Source organism: Novosphingobium profundi (assembly GCF_018491765.1).
Lineage (GTDB): Bacteria > Pseudomonadota > Alphaproteobacteria > Sphingomonadales > Sphingomonadaceae > Novosphingobium > Novosphingobium profundi.
Genome location: NZ_JABWCU010000040.1, coordinates 1 through 19,516, shown reverse-complemented (window position 1 = coordinate 19,516; position 19,516 = coordinate 1). Strand labels below are relative to the sequence as shown.

The window sequence follows — 19,516 nt, the reverse complement described above, 5'->3', positions numbered from 1 at the left end:
AACCCCGGCGGAGGATCTCCGCCGGGGTTTTTCGTCTTGAGGTGGACCGCCTTTCGCAAGGCGGCCGACCGGGTCAGGGCTGGGCGATCTCGTGGATCGTCGCCTTGAAGTCTTCGGCGGTCTGCGACTGGGCCGCTTCGTCCGCGTCCTTGAGCTGGAGGTAGAACAGGCGCTGCATGAAGTCCTGACGGCGCGCTTCGCGCTCCTCGAGGGCATCCTGGTCAAGCTCGAGCGTCTCGATCCCGGCGGCCAGATCGAGGCCGCTCGCCTTGGCGACGCGCTCGGCGCTGTCGAGGCGGTCGCGCACCACGCACAGCTCGCTGGCGAGCACCATGATCATCGACATCGCGGCATCGAGGCCCGGCGTCTCGTAGAATTCGGGACGCTTCCCCTTCGCGTGGCGAATGACGTGCGGGCGCTCTTGGGTCATGTTTTCCATTCTCAATTCCTAATCCTTGCGCCTCAGGCCGCGAGTGCCTGCTTTTCGCCCTTCTTGGCGATCAGCACTTCCCAGCCACCGCCGGGGGCGAATTCGCCCGCAGTGAAGTCGCGCTCGGCGACATGCTCGGACGCGTCCTGGCTGTAGCCCGACGCGGCTGCGGCAAATTCCATCACCGCCATCGGCGCGGTGTCGAAGCGGACCGCCGCGCGGTCGAAGCCGGCCTTCTCGGCGAGCGTGATCTGGTCCATGTCGCGCATCGCGCCCCAGAACGGCTCGTTGTTGTACCAGGTCTCGTTGTCGAGAATGAACTGGGTGAAGGGGTCCATGAGATCGAACGGGGGAAGGTCGGCGTGGATCATGAGGCCACCGGGCTTGAGCACGCGAAAGGCTTCGTTGAACACGCGCGGCATCGCCTTGCCGCTCGTCTCGTGGAGCAGGATGTGGCTGACGACGAGGTCGAATTCCTCGTCGGCAAATGTGGTCTCTTCCGCGTTCATCTGCGCGAAGTTGACATCGAGGCCCATGCCGGCCGCGCGGGCGTGGGCGTAACGCACGCAAGGACCGCCAACGTCGATGCCCCAGACTTCGGCCTCGGGGAACAGCTCCTTGTAGGGCAGGGTGGAGTGACCCACCGTGCAGCCCATGTCGAGAATGCGCTTGGGCTTGAAGTCGGGCATGTTGCGCTTGAGGTAGTTCACCACCGAGCGACCCATGTCGTCGTTGTTGGGGCCGGTGTAGCCCATCGAGTAGAGGTACACGCCGCGATCGTAGAGCGCGCCGACCGAGACGTCTTCCTCGGTCACTTCCGAACAATAGCCACCGGGCATGCAGTGGATGTCGAGCGCGGTGACGTAGCGGGGGGGAACGAAACCTTCGGGGATGCTGAGTTCGGCCTTGGCCGCGGCCGAAAGCTCGCGGGCCTTCTCGATCAGTTCGGGCAGCTGGCGGTCGACCGAGACGTTGACCGATTCCCAGAGCAGTTCCTGCGCCACGCGGTTGGCCATGGCGTAATGCTGGAAATAGATATCGTCGACCATGACCGAGCGGATGTCGCGGCGGTTCTCGGGCGCACGGCCGTTGATCTTCTCGAATGCCTTGGACACGCGGGTCTGGTAGATCGGGGTCAGTCCGGGCAGGAGCGTGGACTGGATGAAGCCCTTGAAGCTCTTTGCGAACTCTTCGCGGGCAGCCTCATCCGCCGTCGCCTTGGGCAGCATCGGATGATCAGCTTGCTGAAATGTATTGAGCATGAAGCGACTCCTCTGTTCGTCGGGCTCTCGAGGGTTACTTGCGGGCGCGGCCTGCACGGTCATAGTCGGGCCGGTTCGCTATCCGCTTGGCGATCAAGCCATCCTATCGCGATGCGCTCGATCAAGGAAAGCAGAAAAAGTATATCAATAGATCAAATTGATCGAACCGATTCACCAGCCCTCAAAGGGAACCATAGCATGGATGATTTGAAGTTCAGTCGCCGACAGAGCCTTGGCATGGCGGGCTTGGGAGCCGCCGGTGTCGCAAGTGGTCTCGTCTCGGCTCCGTCGCTGGCCGCGGCCGCCACCGCGGGCAAGGGTCCGAGCCCGCAGACCCCGGCGTTCAAGACCAAGATCGATTTCAAGGATCCCGAGTGGAACCGCGACACGTACGTGCGGATCGACGCCGACATCGATCCGACCAAGGAGAAGGTGGGCTGGCTCAAGGGCAAGGTCTACGGCGTTCGTCCCAATGAGCCGATCCGCCAGCTCTTCATCAGCGAAGGCTTCAGTGTCGTGCGCTCGGTTCGCCAGGACGACGGTTCGTACCGTCGCCTGCTGCGCGAGATCGTGTTCTATCGCGACATCAAGACCGGCAAGCTGATCGACAAGTGGTACAATCCCTATACCGACGAGACCGTCGACGTGGTGCCGATCGCGAACGATCCGTTCAACTTCACGATCAGCCAGTGGAACCCCGAGCCGCCTTCGTACGGTGGTCTCAACAAGGACAAGCCGCCGCGCACGCCCTTCCTCCAGGAATGGGAAGAAGGTCCGAACGACACCCTGATCCTGCGCAGCGACATCGACATGATGTACCCCAACGGCCTCGATCCCAAGGTCTGGGTGCGTGAGTCCTCGGGCCCCTTCAACCGTGTTTCGGAGCACTTCATCTATGTGGTCAACCGCAAGGATGTCGAAAACCCGAAGATGACCCACATCCAGCACGCTGGTTCGTGGACCCGCATCACGCCCTGGCTGCCGTGGATGCTGATGGGCCAGGCCGAAGGCCACATCACCTACTTCAACAATTTCTCGACTGTGGAGAACGGCGTGGCCGGGCTGCCCGAAGACCTCGTCGCGGCCGCGCGCAATATGGGTGACAAGTGGCTCCACGCGCCCGACAGCGACTACGGTCCCTCGCTCTCGAGCATCGAGAACTATATCAAGGACCACAAGCCCGCGACCGTGCCGCAGGGTTGGGAGCCGCCCAAGGCGCCCGCGACCCCGCAGCCACTTCAGCGCAGCGGCAAGTAATCCCGTTCGCACAGGTTACAAAGAAGGAGGCCGGGAGTTCGCTCCCGGCCTCTTTTTCATGCCGCGGCGAATCTCGTCGCAAAAAGAAAGGGCGGCGCAACCATCCGGTTGCGCCGCCCTGTCCTTGAATTCCTGGCCGATCAGAAGCCGAGCGCGCCCGGGTTCATCAATCCCTTGGGATCGAGCTCCGACTTGATCGCGCTGAGCAGCGACTTGGCCTCGACCGAAAGGCGCTGCTGATAGGGATAGGCGCGGCCGAGCTGGAAGTGGCCGGCACCGTATTCCTGGTAGACCGCGATGATCGCTTCCTTGAGCTCGTCGACGAAGGCGCTTGCGTCCGGATTCTTGGCAAACTGCGGCTGCTGGCCCAGGTATTCCTCGCCGAGTGTGGCCTTGTGATAGGCCGTGCGGTCCTCGGGCCAGTACAGCGCGACTTCGTAGAGAAAACCGGTCGGACCGGTCGGTGAAAACATCGTGCCGATCCAGACCCCGAGCTTCTCCATCTCGGCCTTGCGACTTTCGATCAGCGCCTTGAACGCCGCGTCGAAAGCGACCGCCTGATCGTGCGCAAGGACGCCGTGGATCGGAACCCAGCGCTCGCCGCCCGGGCCGAGCACGTTGAACAGCGGGGCGAAGGGCACCGAGTGGACGAAAGTCGGGATCGAATTGGCGATCTCGCGGCCGATCCCGTCGAGCAGGCGGCGCAATTGCTTGGCTTTGAGCGTGGCTTCGTCCTGGTCCGCGCCTTCGAGGATGAAGTGGCACATGTAGGCGCCCGCCTTCATGGCGTCCTCGCCGGCCAGCGCCATTTTCACGAGCTGGGCCAAGCCCTTGAGCTTGTTGGGTGCCTTGCGCAAGATGTCGGCGGCGATCTTGAGGCGTGCGCCCACACCTTCCTGGCGACCGATCTGGCCCTGCGAAAGCGCAAGGTCGAGCCCGAAATGGCTGTCGTCGAGGCGGGCAAGAGCTGCCTTGCGCGAGGCCTTGTGGTAATCGGCGAAGCTGTCGAAGGCGTAACTCAGGCACTCGAACTTGGGCAGTACGGGAAGCAGCGGCAGGCGGATGCGCGCCTTGATGCCGAAGATGCCGCAGTCACCGGTGAACAGGCCAGTAAGGTCGGGGCCATAGAAGCGGGTGGCCTTGGACGCGCTGGTCGAAAGCAGGCTGCCATCGGCCAGCACGACGTCCATCGAAATCACCGACTGCGCCGAGATACCGTGCATCGTGGTGCCGTGGCTCAACGTGTTCTGGCTGACGCTGCCGCCCACGGTAGCCGCGATGCCCGAGAAGGGGCCCCAGAACGGCGTACGCAGGCCCTTGGCATCCAGCGCGGCCTTGAGGTTCGCCCAGGTTACGCCCGCCTCGCAGGTGACGATCGCGTTCTCCTCATCGATCTCCAGCGTGTCGAGCGCGCCAGTGTCGAACAGGACATGGCCGCCTTCCTGGCGCACGTAACCATCGGTGTAGGAGGCGCCGCCGCCACGCGGTACCATGGCGACACCGGTTTCGTTGCACAGCCGCACCGCTTCCTGAAGCGCTTCGATCGAAGTGGGACGGACCACGGCCAGCGGGCGTGCGCCGCTGCGGTAGACGTCGTTCGCGAAGTAGTCGAGCCGATCGCCTGCTTCGATCACGGCGTCCGTGCCGAGCGCCTGTTGCAAGGCGGCGAGAATGGTCGTGTCGTGTGCCGTGGTAGCCATGCGGTCTCTCTGTGATATTCGGTATTCCAAGTCGAGTGCTTGGCAATCCCGGCCGAAACGGGCGAGGGGGCTCGGCCCGTTATCCGTTCTGCGATAACCCGGCAACGCGGGTCAAAGCAAAGGGCCGGGAGCGCTTGTGCACTCCCGGCCCTTCACGTTTTCAAGTCGACCGAAGTTCGATCAGAACTTGATCTTGGCCTGCAGGCCTGCGGTGCGCAGGTCGGGAAGGCCCAGGTTCAGCGCCGAGTAGGCAGCGGCGTAGGCGAACGTCGGCGTCAGCGTGTAGTTGTCCGAGATCGAGATCGGCGTCTTGTTGTTGAAGATGTTCGTCACGAACGCCTCCAGCGAGATGTTGCCATGGCTGATCCCGGCGCGGGCGTTGAAGAAGTGCATGTCGGGCGACTTGGCGATGTTCGCCTCGTTCGACCACATGCCCGACTTGAAGTTCCAGTCGCCGCGCACGAACCAGCTGCCTTCGTCCCAGCCCTTGATGTCGGTACCGAACTGGATGCCGACGTTGGCCGAGTACTTCGAGGTGTTCTTCATCTCGTTGCCCGAGAAGTCGAACACGCCGGTAAGCTGCGAAACCGTCGTCGAGGTGAAGCTCTGGATGTCGGTTTCGTTGATGGCACCGGCCGCGTTGATCGTCAGGAAGTCGGTGGCGTACCAGTTCAGTTCGCCCTCGATGCCGTAGAGATCGACCGAGCCCGAGTTCGCCGAGGTGTTGACGAAGCTGTAGCCGGTGGGCTGCGTCGCGTCCGGGGCAACGATGGTGACCGCGTTGATCTGGTCACGCCACTGCGCGTAGTAGGCCGCGACGGTGTAGCTCATCTGACCGCCGAAGGTGCGGCCCTTCAGGCCGACTTCGTAGTTGGTCAGCTTTTCGGGCTTGATCGCCAGCTGGCCACCGGCATCGAGCGCGGCCTGCTGCACCGTTGCCGAGTTCGACAGGATCGAGGTGTTGAACGCGGCGGGGTTCACACCCTTCGACCACGAGGCATAAGCCATCATGTCCGGGGTGATGTTCCAGTTGACGATGATACGCGGAGTGAAGTTCTTGTACTTCGAGCTCGCGAGCAGCGAGTTGGGAGCATAGTAGCCGGCCGGAAGGAAGGCGCTCGACACGATCGTCTGACCCGCGCCGTTGGCATAAGCCTCGAGCTGGTCGATCTGGTAACGGCCTTCGCCGCTGACCGAGAGCGTGTCGGTGAGGTCGTAGGTCAGGCCGAAGAAGAAGCCGGTCGTCTTGTTGCGGCTGAGACCACCGGCGGTGCCGAAGGCGGGATAACCCGCGAGGCCGCTGTACATGTCGGCGTTGAGATAGCTGACGCCGCCGACGGCCCGGAACGGACCCATGTCGTAGGCGAGGCGGCCTTCGACCGACCAGTCCTCGATCTTGCGTTCGATCAGGTAGTTCATGCCCCAACCGAGCGCGCTGCTGTCGTAGCCGTCGAGATCGATGAAGGTCGACCAGGTCTCGTGGTTGTAACCGGCGAGAACAGACGCCGTGAGGGCGGGCGTGACATTCCAGTCGAACGTCGCGTGTGCGTGCTCGGTGTGGCGTGCCAGACCGTAGCCATGGACACCGTCCTCGGGGTTGACCACGCGACCGGTCGAATCCGCCAAGTACGAGCGGATCGCGTCGGTGGTAGTGACATTGGCGGTGACCGGGTTGGCAATCTTGGGAATGGTGCCACAGAAGAACGGGCGCGCAATGGCCGTGCCCAGCGATTCGCCAGTGGTCGGGTCGAGCACACCGCGGGTGTCGCCGGTCAGGGTGCAGTTCGACTGGCCTTCGATCCCGGCCCCCGGTACGTCGTAGGCGTAGAGTCGGGTCTGGGCAGCCGGACCGTCCTTGTCCTCGGTGAGCATGCCGAACAGCTTGATGGTGACGTCCGGCGAAGGCGTGATCGCGAGCATCGCGCTGCCAACCGTGGTCGATTCGTCGCCCAGGGTGATGCCGTCCTGATTCTTCCAGCTTCCCGACTTCGAGGTCTTTTCGCCCGCGATGCGGAACGAGAGCAGGTCCTCGATGATCGGGCCTTCGACCGAACCGCGCAGGCGCCAGTTGTCGCGCGTGCCGATCATGCCGAGCAGTTCACCGCCCCATTCGTTGCCCGGAACCTTGGTGACGACGTTGATCGCGCCGGCGAAGGTGTTACGGCCGAAGTAGGCGCTCTGCGGACCCTTCAGGATTTCCACGCGCTCGGGGTTCGAAACGGCGTTAACCTGCGAAGGCGAGGACACCGGAACGCCGTCGATGAAGGTCGATACGGTGGTGGCGAGCGTCGAGGACGGCGTCATTCCGCGCAGGACAACCTGCTGGAACGAGCGGTCGGCGTGGCCCGACGAGCTGTTGTTGATGCTGATGCCCGGCGTCGCTTCCACCACATCGGTCATCGACACGATGCCGCGCTGGTCGAGCATGTCGGAGGTCATGGCGGTCACGGTGACCGGCGTCTTGAGAATGTCTTCGCCGGTTTTACGAGCGGTGACGACGATTTCACCCGGTGCCGTCCGAACTTCATCGGCGGACGCCTGGGCGAACGCGGGTGCGGCGTAGAGCAAACTGGTCGCAAGTGCGATCGACGAAAGATGCCTATATTTGGTGTAGCGATTCATAGATGACCCCTCACTGTTGGCTTTGGCAACGGCTGTGGCGAGCAGTTACCCCAGCATTTCCCTGCATTCGAATTATGATATGTTAATGGAACAATTCGACCGAACGACTTCAACCGGCGCGGCTTGGATTTTGCGGCACCTGATTGCAGTCTCCCGGCGTCTCACTTCTCATTTCGCGCATACGGACGGACTCTTCCGGCCGCCTTTGGCAACTCGACGATAAAGTCGAAATCTGTATGCAAAATGGAGGATGTACGGAGCAGGCTGGGGATGGAGCTTGAATTCGAAGCGTATTCGCCTGTCGGATGACGATGGGCGCGCTCGCGTGGCACGAACCAAGGTTTTGCCTGCCCTGGCGCTCGCTCGATGCGGTATTCACGCTCTTGTAGCAAATTGATTGCGATCATTGCGGCGGCGTCGAATCGCTCTCTTGTCTGCCCTGGCGAGTAAGAACTACCCGCACCCCCCATAATTCATGGTCGGGGTGAGGGCGCACTCCAACGGGTTCGCAGTTGCGTTCTACTTGCGGACGGTCTCGGAACGTTTCGCAGGACGACGCATCGCGCAGAGGTCTTGGTAATGAAATGGGGCCTGAAGACATTTGCATACAATGCCCGATCCACACGGATCGCCATATGCGGGCTCGATCGGATTGTCCGGCAGGCGAGGAGACGGCCGATCGAAGAGCGTGGACGAACCAAATCCCTCGATACGATATGATCATGCTTTCGCTCGACAACGGATTTGAAGAGGCTGTCGGCATCGTCGCCGATGCGCGCGCTACGGCAAGGCGCCTCGCCGCAGCCCTGGGCTATGTACACGTTCACGAAGGCCGCGTGCCGCGTGGCGCGCTGGACCTTTTGGGCGTTGCGCAGGAGATGCAGGGAACCGAAGTTCTTCTCAGGCATCCCGATGCGCGGCGCGGCGCGATCCGGCTCGTCGATCTCGACGGAACAATCGTGCCGTTGCAGCGCGATGGCGCGCAGGCTTGGGACCACGGTGGCATCTTCGACATCAACATCCGCGCGCTGACGGATCTGGACGACGTCCACGCGGCCTTCTCGGCCAACGGATTCCTGAGCCCGGCCCCCGTGACCGACTGGGATTTCGGATCCTTGGCCGTGCGCGAAGTGGTCGAGCGCGACGCCGACGGCATCTGCATCGCGGCGATGCAGCGGGTTCATCCGCCCTTGCAGGGCTATGAAGACATTTCCGGGCCCACCTCATGGGTCTTCAATTCGACCCAGGTCGTCCCCGATTTCGACGCAGCACGCAGCCTTTTCGTCGAGGCACTTGGCTGGAAGCCGGTGCAGGAAACCGAGAGCTTCGCCGCAGGCACCGATGGTGCGAACTGCATGGGCTTTCCGCCGGGACTGTCGCCGAAAATCCCCATGCGGATCGGTATTTATCACCCGCAGGGGCGCATGGAAGGGTCGGTCGAGATCATCGCCTTCGACTGCGGCGGACGGGACTTCAGCAAGGCTCAAGGCCCATTGCGAGGTTGGGCGGGGCTTCGTTTCGCCGTCAGCGATCTCGATACCATGGCCGGACGCCTCGCCGGCGCGGGCTGCATCCGAAGCGAGCCGGTCGAATTCGATTGGCTTCCCCACGGCCGCTTCCGGGCTGTCGCCTTGACCACGCCCTGGGGGGCGCGTCTGGAACTTCTGCAGGCGGCCTGAGCGTTTCCACTCCGACCGCCTGCGAAGGGATCAAGTGGTCTTGAGGCCTTCGAGGTAGGCGATCGTTTCGGCTTCGCTGACGACGTCGGCGTACTTCGCGTTCATGTCGAACAGGTTCGCATCGTGCGGGCCGGCGTGGCGATCGCCGCAGGCCTCGGCAACCACGGCGGTGCGGAAGCCATGGCTCATCGAATCCACGCACGACGCGCGCACGCAGCCCGACGTGGTAAGGCCCGTCAGGATCACGCTGTCGCAGCCCGCTGCGGTCAGCGTCGAGGCCAGCGAAGTGCCGAAGAAGGCGCTGGGATACTGCTTGGAGATGACCAGTTCGTCCTCGAAAGGTTCGAGCCCCGGGCCCCAGGCGCCCATCGGGTTGCCCTGCGTGAAGTTCTTGAGCGGCATGGCCTTTTCGAAGAAGCGCCCGCCGTTGAAACCCGAGGGGTGGTAGACGACGTTGGTCAGGATCACCGGCACGCCCGCGGCCCGGGCCGCGGCGCGCACACGCAGCGCCGAGGCGATGGCGTCGTCGACTTCGGAGTAGAGCATGTTGCCCGGCTCGAAATAGGCCTGGCAGAAATCGATCAGCACGAGTGCGGGGCGCGAGCCGAATCCAACCTTGTTGTCGTACGCCTTCTTGTAGTTGGCCAGAAGGTCCTCTTCGCTGCTCATCGGATCGATTTCCCTTGTAGAATGTGCGGGCGCGGCAACGCTTGCGCGCTCGCCTCACGCCCTATCGCACCGGCGAGCCTGTGCAAGACCTTCCTTGCGCAGGCTCCGCATGACGGTCAGTGCTGGGTGAAGATCAGGGCTGGACGGGCGCCGCGCCAGCGGGGGATGCGGCAGGCAGATTGGGCGTCCCGGCCTCGATGTAGGACGCCACGATCTTGGCAAAGCGATCGGGCACCTCGAGCGGAGGATAGTGGCCGACGTCGGGCATCAGGACCCGCGAGATCTGCGCGTTCTTGAGATAGCGCTCAATCGCATCGGCGGCCGATTCGGGCAGAAGCGGGTCGGCCGTGCCCCAGATCAGCAAGGTCGGCGTGCGCACTTTGGCCATCTCGATCGTCGCCTGCTTGCCATCACCGATGCGCGCTATCAGGCCGATGAGGTTCTTCTCCGGATAGCGACGGTAGAAGTCGTAGTATTCCTTCTTCGTCTGCTGCGAGATGCGGCTCGCGTCGCCTGCGAAATAGCTCAGGAACTGGTTCCAGAAGTCCTGGTCGCGAAAGCCGGTCTTCTGCGCGCGCGCAACGGCGTCGGTGAAGGCCTTGGGCATGACCAGATGGCTGGTGTCGACCGGATCGGACGGCGTGTTCGAGAGGATCAGACGCTCCACCATGTCGGGGCGGCGCGCGGCGAGATACATGCCCATGGTGCCACCACTCGATACGCCGATATACGTCACCTTTTTGATGCCGAGCCCCTCGAGAATGCCGATCGGGATGTCGGTCGGCGACAGCTTGGTGAGCGCTTCATCGGTCGGGCCTTGCGACAGGCCATAACTCGGCAGATCGATGCGCACGATACGGTAGCGGCCCTTGAGCAACTGGGTCTCGCGGTCGAACGTGCGCAGGCTGCTTTCCGAACCGTGGACCATGAGCAGCACGGGGGCGTTGCGCGGGCCCTCGTCCTTGTAGTGGATCTTGAGGCCGCCGATCGTCATGAACTTGCTCTGCGCGTCGGAATATGTCGCGCGCAACTGGTCGAGCGTCAGGTACGGGTGCTGCGCCGAGTTCTCGCCGGAGGCTGCGTCCTGCGCCGACGCGCCGCTCGGCACGAAGCCGGTGACAGCCGCTGCACAGGCCAGCGCGGCGACGAAGGAAAGCGGTTTGAAGAGGCGCGGCATCGTGCAGACTTCCTTGACTGGTCGAACGGTAGGCTTTCGTGAAGCCTGGAGACTATCGAGGCAGGACGCCCGAAATGGCAACGTTGAGGACTTATCCGACAGGTGGTGAGCCATTGCATGCAATTTCGGGTGAACCCATCACCCGGTAGGAAGTGGGACATCATTATTGCTCGGTCCTCGCTGCGACGGCATGTCGCGGCAGGGCGCAGCGCAAGACGTCCCATCCAGGAGGAGGTAACAGGTTCCATGGCAATCGACAGGCGTAAGTTCGCACTTGGTGCCACCGCAATGGGGCTCGGCGCGATGGCGGGCGCCTCGTTCGCGCCGGCCGCATCGGCCAAGGCCCCCGCAGCCACCAAGAAGCCTGCGGCGAAGGCGGCTCCCGGCCAACCGGACGTGCTGATCCTGGGCGCGGGCATTTCCGGGCTCCACGCCGCGCACCTGCTGGAAGAGCAGGGCCTCAAGGTCACCATCCTCGAAGCACGTGATCGCGTGGGTGGACGCATTCTCTCGCTGATGGACCAGCCCGGCTATCCGGAAATGGGGTTCAACTCGATGGCCGCGGGCTACGGCCGCGGGATCGATGCGGCCCAGCGCGCGGGCGTCGAGTTGCAGGAAGTCGGTGCCCGCTGGCGCATGGGGCCGCCCTCGCTGCTGTACATGGGCGACACCGCCCTGACCCGCGAGGAGTGGGCGAAATTTCCCGGAAATCCGTTTCCCGACCAGCTCAAGAGCGTGATGCCGGGCGAACTGGTGGGCATGCTCTTCGCCAAGAACCCCCGCCTCCAGGACTGGACACAGTGGAGCGATCCGGCCAACGCCGCGCTCGACATCTCGCTCCATGACCGCCTCAAGGAACTGGGCCTGTCGGACGCGGCGATCCACCTCGCCAACGACATTGCGCCCTATTACGGGGTCAATGGCTACGGCACGTCCTCGCTGCTGATGGAATTCAACGACGGCTTCATCAAGACGATGATGGCGGCCGGCACCGAATCGCTCGCGGTAAAGGGCGGCAACCAGCAGCTTCCGATCGCGCTGGCCAAGCAGATCAAGGGCGACATCCTGTTGGGCCGCGAAGTGCTTGGTATCGTGCAGGAGGAGGGCAAGACCACGGTGTTCTGCGCCGACGGTTCGCGCTTCAGTGCCCCCAAGGTCATCTGCTCGCTCCCGCTCTCGGCGCTGCGAAACGTCAAGGTCGAACCCGGCTTCAACGGGGTGCAGGCCGAGGCCGTGCAGCAGCTCGGCTATCAGCCGATCTCGATGGCCTTCATCACCGCCGACTCGCCGTATTGGGAAGAGGACGGCCTTTCGCCCGCGATGTGGACCGACGGACTTCTGGGCAACATCATGCCGCAGCGCTTTGGTGATGATCCCAACCAGATCACCGGTTTCATCGTCCAGGCACGCGGCAATCTCGCGCTTTACTGGGACCGCATGGGGGGCGATGCGGTCAAGCAGATGATCGTCTCGCGCCTGGCGCAGCTGCGTCCGGCCTCGAAGGGCAAGATTCAGGCGCACACGTATTTTTCGTGGGCGAAGGAGCGTTTCAATGGTGGCGACGTGTCCTACATCGCGCCGGGTCAGTCGACCTGGGTCGGCGAAATGGCAAAACCCACTGGAAACATGTACTTTTGCGGAGAACATCTTGCCACGAGTGCGCGCGGCCTCGAAGGTGCGATGGAGTCGGCCGAGCGCGCGGTTCTCGAAGTTCTTGGCGTTTGATCGGCTGACGGCCAAGCCTATCCGTAAGTCGGATATTCGGTTCGAACCAGTGGGGGCAGGGGCCTGAAATATGGTCCCTGTCGCCTCGCGAAATGTTGCTAGTGAGAGTTGCCCGATGGAATATGATTACGTCCCCCTTCCGCAGCGCAAGCCGCTGCAGTGGCCCAATGGCGCGCGCGTTGCCCTGATCCTGACGTTCAATCTGGAAACCTGGGACCTCACCAAGGACACCGACAAGCCCTACTACGCCGGTGGCCCGGCAATCCTGCCCGACGTGCTCCCCGGCAATACGCCCGACTTCCCCAACTTCACCTGGCGCGAATACGGCCAGCGCGTGGGCATCTGGCGCATGTTCGACCTGTTCGACGAACTGGGCGTGAAGGCGAGCTGCACCACCAACGCGGTGACCTTCGAGCGCCGCAAGGCGATGACCGACGCCGTGCTCGAGCGTGGTTGGGAACTGCTCACCCACAACTGGGAACAGGGCGAGTTGCTGACCACCTTCGCCCACGATCCGGCCAAGGAGCGCGACATCGTTCTGCGCAGCCTCGAGCAGTTCGAGAAGTACACCGGGCGCAAGTCGAAGGGCTGGCTGTCCTCGTCGCTGCGCGGCACGCTGCAGACCGCCGACATCCTCGCCGAGCAGGGCTGCACCTTCTACTGCGACATCATGAACGATGATCAGCCCTACCTGTTGCGTACCCCCAACGGTCCGATCGTCTCGGTTCCCTACTCGAACGAGATCAACGACTTCACGTTCATCACCCGCAAGAACTTCACCACCGACCAGTTCCGCGACGCGCTGATCGAGGAACTTGACGTGCTCTACGCCGAGGGTGCCACCTCGGGCCGGATCATGAACGTGGGCTTGCACCCGCACGTTTCGGGCCGCGCCCACCGCGTGCGGGCGCTGCGCGAATTCATCGAACACGCCAAGTCGCTTCCGGGCGTGTGGTGGGCCACCCGCGAAGAAATCGCCGAGTGGTATCTCGCCAACCATGAGAGCCACATTCCCGGCCAGCTCGAAGGATAAGGCACCCACCATGAATCGTCCCGAGAGGATCGTGATCGTTGGCGGTGGTATCGCGGGAATGACCGCAGCCGCAGCGATCGCACAACAGGGCTTTGCCGTCACACTGCTCGAGAGCGCGCCCGAATTCGGCGAGATCGGGGCGGGCGTCACGCTCTCCCCCAACGCCATGAAGGGGCTCGACTTCATCGGCGCCTGCGAGGCCGCCACCAGGGCCGGCGTCGAGCCCGCCCGCCAGCGCATCCAGCACTGGCAGGACGGGCGCACGCTCGTCGAGAAGGACCGCACCGGCCAGATGGACAAGTACGGCGCGCCGTACATCACCATCCACCGTGCCGACCTGCACGAGGTGCTGACCGAGGCCGCGCGTCGATCGGGCGTGGACTTGCGCTGCAATGCGCCTGTCGTTTCGAGCGAGGGCGCCACGGTCACGCTCGCCGACGGCAGCACGATCACCGGCGACTTGCTGGTGGGCGCCGACGGCGTCAAGTCGGTGATCCGCCAGCGCTTCGATGCCAAGGCGCCGCACTTCACCGGCCACGTCGCCTGGCGCACCCTGGTGCCGGTGACAGAGGACATCAAGGACCTCTCGGACTTCCCGGGCATCATCATCGGCCCGGGCGCGATGATCACGCGTTATAACATCCGCGACTACTCGGCGATGAACCTGGTGTTTTTCGCCCGCCAGGATGGCTGGAGCGACGAAGGCTGGACAACGCCGGTCGATCCCGAGGAAGTGCGCAAGGTCTACAAGGGCTGGTGCGGCGACGCGCAGCGCCTGATCGACGCCGCCTGCCAGCAGCCGATGTACAAGTGGGCGCTCAACGCGCGCACCGCGCTGCCGAGCTGGAACCTCGATGGCAACGTCACGCTGATCGGCGATGCCGCGCACGCGATGACGCCCTTTCTGGGGCATGGCGCGGCCTGCGGGATCGAGGACGCAGTGGTGCTTGCCCGTGCGCTGGCCGCGTCGGGCACGATCGCCGAGGGCATTGAACGTTACGAGGCCGCGCGCCACGAACGCGCCACCTTCATCCAGGCGGAATCGAACAATAACGCCGACCGGATGCAGGGTCAGGACACCGCGCTGTTCGGCCTTGGCGAGATGAAGGACGAGGAATCGCTCGGCCTGTTCACTTACGATCCGCGCACCGTGGAGGTCTGATGAACACCGCAATTCCTTACGACGGCCACGCGATCTCGGATGAGACGCGGGGCTTCCTCGCCCAGTCGCACAAGCTGCTGATTGGTGGCCAGTGGGTCGAAGGCAGCGGCAAGTTGGAGACGCTCGATCCGGCGACGGGTCTGGCGCTCACCTCCTTCCAGATCGGCGGCAAGGCCGAGATCGATGCCGCGGTCGCCGCTGCCCGCAAGGCCTTCGAGGGGCCTTGGGGCCGCATGACGGTTGCCGCACGGACCGCGATCCTGCACAAGCTGGCGCGCATCATGGACGCGAACGCGACGCTGCTGACCGAGCTTGACGTGCTCGACAACGGCATGCCGCGCTTCATCGCCGGGCTCACCACCGCCAACGTCGTCGAGATGATCGACTACTATGCGGGCGCAATCATGCGCATCGAGGGCACGACCACCGCGCCCCCGCGCCACATTGCCGACGAGACCGAGGCGCTCACCTACACGCTGCGCGAACCGGTGGGCGTGGCCGGGCAGATCGTGCCTTGGAACGTGCCGCTCTCGACCGCGATCCTCAAGATGGCGCCAGCACTTGCGGCGGGTTGCACGGTAGTGGTCAAGCCCTCGGAAATGACCCCGCTTTCGGTCCTGGCGCTGGGCCAGATGATTTGCGACGCCGGCTTCCCCGAGGGCGTCGTCAACATCGTCAACGGCCTGGGCGCCGACGCGGGCGCGGCGCTGTCCGAGCATCCGGGCGTCGACAAGATCTCGTTCACCGGCTCGACTGCGACCGGCAAGCGGATCATCGCGGCCTCGATGGGCAACCTGAAGCGCGTGAGCCTCGAACTGGGCGGCAAGAGCCCGGTCGTGGTCATGCCCGATGCCGATCTCGAGCTCGCCATCCCCGGCGTCTCGATGGCGACGTTCTTCCTGCAGGGCCAGAACTGCATGGCTGGCACGCGCATCTTCGCGCACGAGAGTATCCATGACCAGCTGGTCGAGGGGCTTGAGGGCTTCGCGAAAATGATGACGCTTGGCCACGGGCTCGACATGGCCACGATGCAGGGCCCGATGATCTCGGACGCGCACAGCGCCAAGGTCATGGGCTATATCGAGGGCGCCAAGGCGGCCGGTGCGACGCTTGTCGCGGGCGGCGAAAAACTCGACCGTCCAGGCAACTTCATCCGGCCGACGATCTTCACCGACTGCACACCGCAGATGGCCGTCACCCGCGAGGAAATCTTCGGCCCGGTCATGGCGATCCAGAAGGTTGCGACAACCGATCTTGATGCACTTGCCGCGCTTGCCAACGACACGCCCTACGGCCTTTCGGGCAGCGTCTGGACGAGGGATCTCTCGACCGCGCACCGCCTCGTCAAGCGCATTCGTTCGGGCCATGTCTCGATCAACTGCCACGGCGCGGTCGGCACCAACATTCCCTTCGGGGGCTATGGCCAGTCGGGCTGGGGCCGCGAGTTCGGCAACGAAGGCCTCGACGCCTACCTGGAGACCAAGGCGGTCACCGTAAGGCTCTGATCGGGCCCTGCATCACGATCCGGCATGAATGAAGGCCGGGAAAGCACCCTCATGCTTTCCCGGCCTTGTTCCGTCCGCGACTGCGGAAATGTCCGATCAGGCGTGACCCATCGGAACCGGATTCGAAAGATCGTGGCTGATCGCTGCGGCCGTACCCTTGAGGTCGTCGAGATAGAGCTCGAGAGCCTGCGAGAGGCGCATTGCCGCCACGAAGAACACCATGGTCAACGCCGCCTGGTAATGGCCGTTGCGGAAGACCGGCACCGACACCGACGAGGTCTTGCCCGGCGTCAGGTTGAAGTGGTTGCGGCCCTGCACGGCATAGCCTTCGGCGCGGATGCGCTCGACGTCGAGGCTGACTTCGGCGGTTGCCAGGTAGTTGAGGTCGATGTCTTGCGAGACGCGCATGAAGCGCAGGATCATCTCGCGTTCCTCGTCGGGCGCGTAGGCCATCGAGACCTTGCCCGAGGCGCTGTCGAGGATCGGCAGGGTAAAGCCGGGGTAGTAGTGCTCGAAGGTCAGCGAGGAGTTCGAGTGCGTGCTGTCGCGCAGCATCATCTCGCGGCCCACGCGGATCGCTACGGAGACGGGCCAGCCAATGCGCTTGGTGAGGCCGACGATGTGCGGACGCGCGATGCGCACCAGCTCGTCATCGTGCTGGAAACCGGTCGCCAGCGTCTGCACCAGCGCCGTCGGGCGGTAGCGCTTGCGCGAAGGTTCCTGTTCGATCAGACCTTCATAAAGCAGCGTCTGAACAATGCGGCAGGCTGTGGGGTAGGGGACGTCCGCCGCTTTCGCGATTTCCATCATCGAGAGCGAGCCATGGCGATTGATCGCCTTCAGCGCCGAGATCGAGCGCGTGATCGAGCGAATGGGCACACCTTTTTCCAACGGTCAAACTCCCTGTGCATTCTTGGCATGTCCGGAGAATGACCAATGGATTACAGTTGACCGCGAAATTCAAGTTTTTATCCGACAGGCGACCATCGTGGCCGCCTGTCGGAACGCATATCCGCCATTTTGATCTGCGTCATGGCGTAGGAATTTTCACCAGGCCGGGACAATCACCTGTCGGATAGCCTCGCCCGAGGCGAGCTTGTCCATTGATTCGTTTATTTCCTCGAGCGGTCCGACGGAGGTCAGAAGTTTCTCCACGGGCAGTCGTCCCGCACGCCACAGCTTGATGTAGCGCGGAATGTCGCGCGCCGGGATGGCCGAGCCCATGTAGCTGCCCATGAGCGACTTGCCGTCCGCAACCAGCGAAACCGCCTTGATCGAGAGGTCCTCGTCGGGGTGCGGCAAGCCGACCGTGACGATGCGGCCACCGCGCCGGGCCGAGTTGTAGGCGGCAGCAAGAACGGCGGCCTTGCCGACGGTCTCGATCACGACGTCGCTGCCCATTGCGGCTTTGTCCTCGCCCGGTGCGCTCGCACTGGCGGCGCCCAGCTCGAGCGCGAGGGCCCGCTTGGCGGGCGAAGGATCGATCGCGTGCACTGGCTGCGCACCGGCGGCAAGGGCACCAAGCAGGGCAGAAAGTCCGACACCGCCCAGACCGTAGATGGTGACGCTCTCTCCGGGTCGGACCTGCGCGGTGTTCATCACCGCGCCCACACCCGTCAGGACCGCACAGCCGAACAGCGCGGCGGTCTCGGGGGGAATGTCGGAGGGGATCTTTACCAGCGAGCGACGGTCGACAACCGCTTGCGTTGCGAAGGCCGAGCAGCCCAGGTGATGGTGGATCGTCTCGCCCTCACAAGAGAGGCGCGAGCCGCCGCGCAGCAGCTCGCCCTTGCCGTTGGCAGCGGCTCCCACGCTGCACAGGTAACCTTCGCCCGAAAGACATTCCTCGCACTGTCCGCAAGAGGGCAGGAACACCAGCACGCACCGGTCACCCACCGCCAGGCCGGGCTCCTCGGGATCGCCCAGCGCCAGCACAGTTGCGGCCGCTTCATGGCCCAGTGCCATCGGCATTGGACGCGGACGGTCGCCGTTCACCACAGAAAGGTCCGAATGGCAGATGCCTGCCGCATCGATGCGCACGAGCACTTCGCCCGGCTTGGGATCGGCGAGCTCGATCGGCTTCACGGCGAGCGGTGCGCTTTCGGCATAAGGCCTGGCGTGTCCGCCCGAGGCCGAAAGAACGGCGGCGGCTATGCGGCGAACCGCGGCGGGGGTTTCCTTGGTCATTAGATCTGTGCCCACTTCTTCTCGAATGCGGTGACCTCGTCGAAACCGATCAACGAGGAAAATTCCTTGAAACTGAACAGCCCTTCCGGGTTGGCCGTGCCGTGCTCCTTCAGCCCGCGCAGTGCGCTCTCCATCGCGCTGCAGGCGGCAAGCGCCATGAGCGAGGGATAGATCGCGTAGGCAAGGCCCAGTTCGGCGAGGGCTTCGGCAGACGGCATCGGCTCGGGAGAACTGTTGGACATATTGGCCATGACCGGGAGCGGCAGGTCGCGGCAGGCAATGCGGATTTCGTCGTTGGTCGCGAGCGCTTCGGGGAAGAGCACGTCCGCGCCGGCGGCCGCATAAGCCTCCATGCGCTTCATGACGCCGTCCATCCCTTCCGACTGGTAGGCATCGGTGCGCGCGATCACGACGAAGTTCTCGTCACGGCGCGCGGCAACGGCCACCTTGATCTTCTCGACCATGTCCTCGGCCGCGATGATCCGCTTGTGCGGTGTATGGCCGCATTTCTTGGGAAATTCCTGGTCTTCCAGCTGGATCGCCGTGACGCCCGCATCCTCGTAGCCGCGCACGGTGTGGTGCACGTTGAGGAGGCCGCCATAACCGGTGTCGCCGTCGGCGATGACGCCGGCCTTGCTGGTGCGCACCAGCGTCTCCATCCGGTTCTTCATTTCGGTGTAGGTGGCTATCCCTGCGTCGGGCAGGCCCCAAGCCGAGGCGGTCAGCCAGTAGCCGGTGCCGTAGACCAGATCGAAACCCACCTTGTCGGCGATCACGGCCGCGATCATGTCCTGGACGCCGGGGACCACGAAGAATTTGCCGGCGCGCAGCTTTTCCCGAAAGATCGGATTTGCCATCAGGTATCCTGTCTTCGTCATCATGGGTGCGGTTCGATGCCGCACCTGTTGATCTTGGGTAGGCAGGAAGGCGACCTCGCGCGTTGCGGGCCGCCTTCCTCCAACCTTGTTACTTTACTCCGCAGCCTCCGCGAGTTCGTGGCGCCACATGGGCTTTTTGGGTGCGGGGAGGCCGGTTTCTTCGAGGCAGTTCTTGCGCAGGGTGTCGATGTCGGGGCCGAAGTTGAAGACCTCGACGGTTCCGCGATCGC

At 63.8% G+C, this 19,516-nt stretch carries 15 protein-coding genes; 6 read left to right on the top strand and 9 right to left on the bottom strand.

The annotated features are described in order from the left end of the window. Nucleotides 1–73: 73 nt before the first annotated feature. Both HT136_RS25060 and HT136_RS25055 read right to left on the bottom strand, forming a co-directional pair. Nucleotides 74–439 (bottom strand): hypothetical protein, encoded by a 366-nt coding sequence (locus HT136_RS25060; RefSeq protein ID WP_214202547.1) that lies wholly within the window; start codon nucleotides 437–439, stop codon nucleotides 74–76. A 23-nt stretch (nucleotides 440–462) separates the two neighbouring features. Further along, nucleotides 463–1,692: a class I SAM-dependent methyltransferase gene (locus HT136_RS25055; protein ID WP_214202546.1), complete on the bottom strand. Its 1,230-nt coding sequence runs from the start codon at nucleotides 1,690–1,692 to the stop codon at nucleotides 463–465. A 198-nt stretch (nucleotides 1,693–1,890) separates the two neighbouring features. On the opposite strand from HT136_RS25055, the gene HT136_RS25050 reads away from it, so the two are divergent. Then, on the top strand, nucleotides 1,891–2,949 hold the full coding sequence (locus HT136_RS25050; RefSeq protein WP_214202545.1) for a DUF1838 family protein: 1,059 nt from the start codon (nucleotides 1,891–1,893) through the stop codon (nucleotides 2,947–2,949). A 140-nt stretch (nucleotides 2,950–3,089) separates the two neighbouring features. Here the strand turns inward: HT136_RS25050 and HT136_RS25045 are convergent, their stop codons facing one another. Both HT136_RS25045 and HT136_RS25040 read right to left on the bottom strand, forming a co-directional pair. Next, a complete protein-coding gene (locus tag HT136_RS25045) occupies nucleotides 3,090–4,649 on the bottom strand; it encodes an FAD-binding oxidoreductase (RefSeq protein WP_214202544.1) in 1,560 nt (519 codons plus the stop codon). 180 nt (nucleotides 4,650–4,829) lie between these two features. Then, complete coding sequence (locus tag HT136_RS25040; RefSeq protein WP_214202543.1) at nucleotides 4,830–7,271, bottom strand: TonB-dependent receptor; 2,442 nt, start codon at nucleotides 7,269–7,271, stop codon at nucleotides 4,830–4,832. Between the two features lie 584 nt (nucleotides 7,272–7,855). Here HT136_RS25040 and HT136_RS25035 point away from each other — a divergent pair. Beyond that, complete coding sequence (locus HT136_RS25035; RefSeq protein ID WP_214202542.1) at nucleotides 7,856–8,950, top strand: VOC family protein; 1,095 nt, start codon at nucleotides 7,856–7,858, stop codon at nucleotides 8,948–8,950. Nucleotides 8,951–8,980: 30 nt separating this feature from the next. On the opposite strand, the gene HT136_RS25030 is transcribed toward HT136_RS25035, so the two are convergent. Beyond that, entirely contained in the window at nucleotides 8,981–9,619 is a 639-nt protein-coding gene (locus tag HT136_RS25030; protein ID WP_214202541.1) for an isochorismatase family protein, read from the bottom strand. A 133-nt stretch (nucleotides 9,620–9,752) separates the two neighbouring features. Continuing rightward, a complete protein-coding gene (locus tag HT136_RS25025) occupies nucleotides 9,753–10,796 on the bottom strand; it encodes an alpha/beta fold hydrolase (protein ID WP_214202540.1) in 1,044 nt (347 codons plus the stop codon). A gap of 246 nt (nucleotides 10,797–11,042) precedes the next feature. Between HT136_RS25025 and HT136_RS25020 the strand changes: the two genes are divergently transcribed. The 4 genes from HT136_RS25020 to HT136_RS25005 all read left to right on the top strand — a co-directional run bounded on the left by HT136_RS25020 (nucleotide 11,043) and on the right by HT136_RS25005 (nucleotide 16,221). Further along, a complete protein-coding gene (locus HT136_RS25020) occupies nucleotides 11,043–12,521 on the top strand; it encodes a flavin monoamine oxidase family protein (RefSeq protein WP_214202539.1) in 1,479 nt (492 codons plus the stop codon). A 115-nt stretch (nucleotides 12,522–12,636) separates the two neighbouring features. Next, nucleotides 12,637–13,554 carry a polysaccharide deacetylase family protein gene (locus HT136_RS25015; protein ID WP_214202538.1) on the top strand — a complete coding sequence of 306 codons (918 nt, stop codon included), beginning with the start codon at nucleotides 12,637–12,639 and terminating at the stop codon, nucleotides 13,552–13,554. Nucleotides 13,555–13,564: 10 nt separating this feature from the next. Next, a complete protein-coding gene (locus HT136_RS25010; protein ID WP_214202537.1) occupies nucleotides 13,565–14,716 on the top strand; it encodes an FAD-dependent monooxygenase in 1,152 nt (383 codons plus the stop codon). Then, nucleotides 14,716–16,221 (top strand): aldehyde dehydrogenase family protein, encoded by a 1,506-nt coding sequence (locus HT136_RS25005; RefSeq protein WP_214202536.1) that lies wholly within the window; start codon nucleotides 14,716–14,718, stop codon nucleotides 16,219–16,221. The genes HT136_RS25010 and HT136_RS25005 overlap by 1 nt, the downstream gene beginning before the upstream one ends. 96 nt (nucleotides 16,222–16,317) lie before the next feature. On the opposite strand, the gene HT136_RS25000 is transcribed toward HT136_RS25005, so the two are convergent. The 3 genes from HT136_RS25000 to HT136_RS24990 all read right to left on the bottom strand — a co-directional run bounded on the left by HT136_RS25000 (nucleotide 16,318) and on the right by HT136_RS24990 (nucleotide 19,265). Next, nucleotides 16,318–17,112: an IclR family transcriptional regulator domain-containing protein gene (locus HT136_RS25000; RefSeq protein ID WP_214202535.1), complete on the bottom strand. Its 795-nt coding sequence runs from the start codon at nucleotides 17,110–17,112 to the stop codon at nucleotides 16,318–16,320. 156 nt (nucleotides 17,113–17,268) lie between these two features. Then, nucleotides 17,269–18,408, bottom strand: a complete 1,140-nt coding sequence (locus HT136_RS24995) for an alcohol dehydrogenase catalytic domain-containing protein (RefSeq protein WP_214202534.1) — start codon at nucleotides 18,406–18,408, stop codon at nucleotides 17,269–17,271. Further along, nucleotides 18,408–19,265, bottom strand: a complete 858-nt coding sequence (locus HT136_RS24990; RefSeq protein ID WP_214202533.1) for an isocitrate lyase/PEP mutase family protein — start codon at nucleotides 19,263–19,265, stop codon at nucleotides 18,408–18,410. The genes HT136_RS24995 and HT136_RS24990 overlap by 1 nt, the downstream gene beginning before the upstream one ends. Between the last annotated feature and the right edge of the window lie 251 nt (nucleotides 19,266–19,516).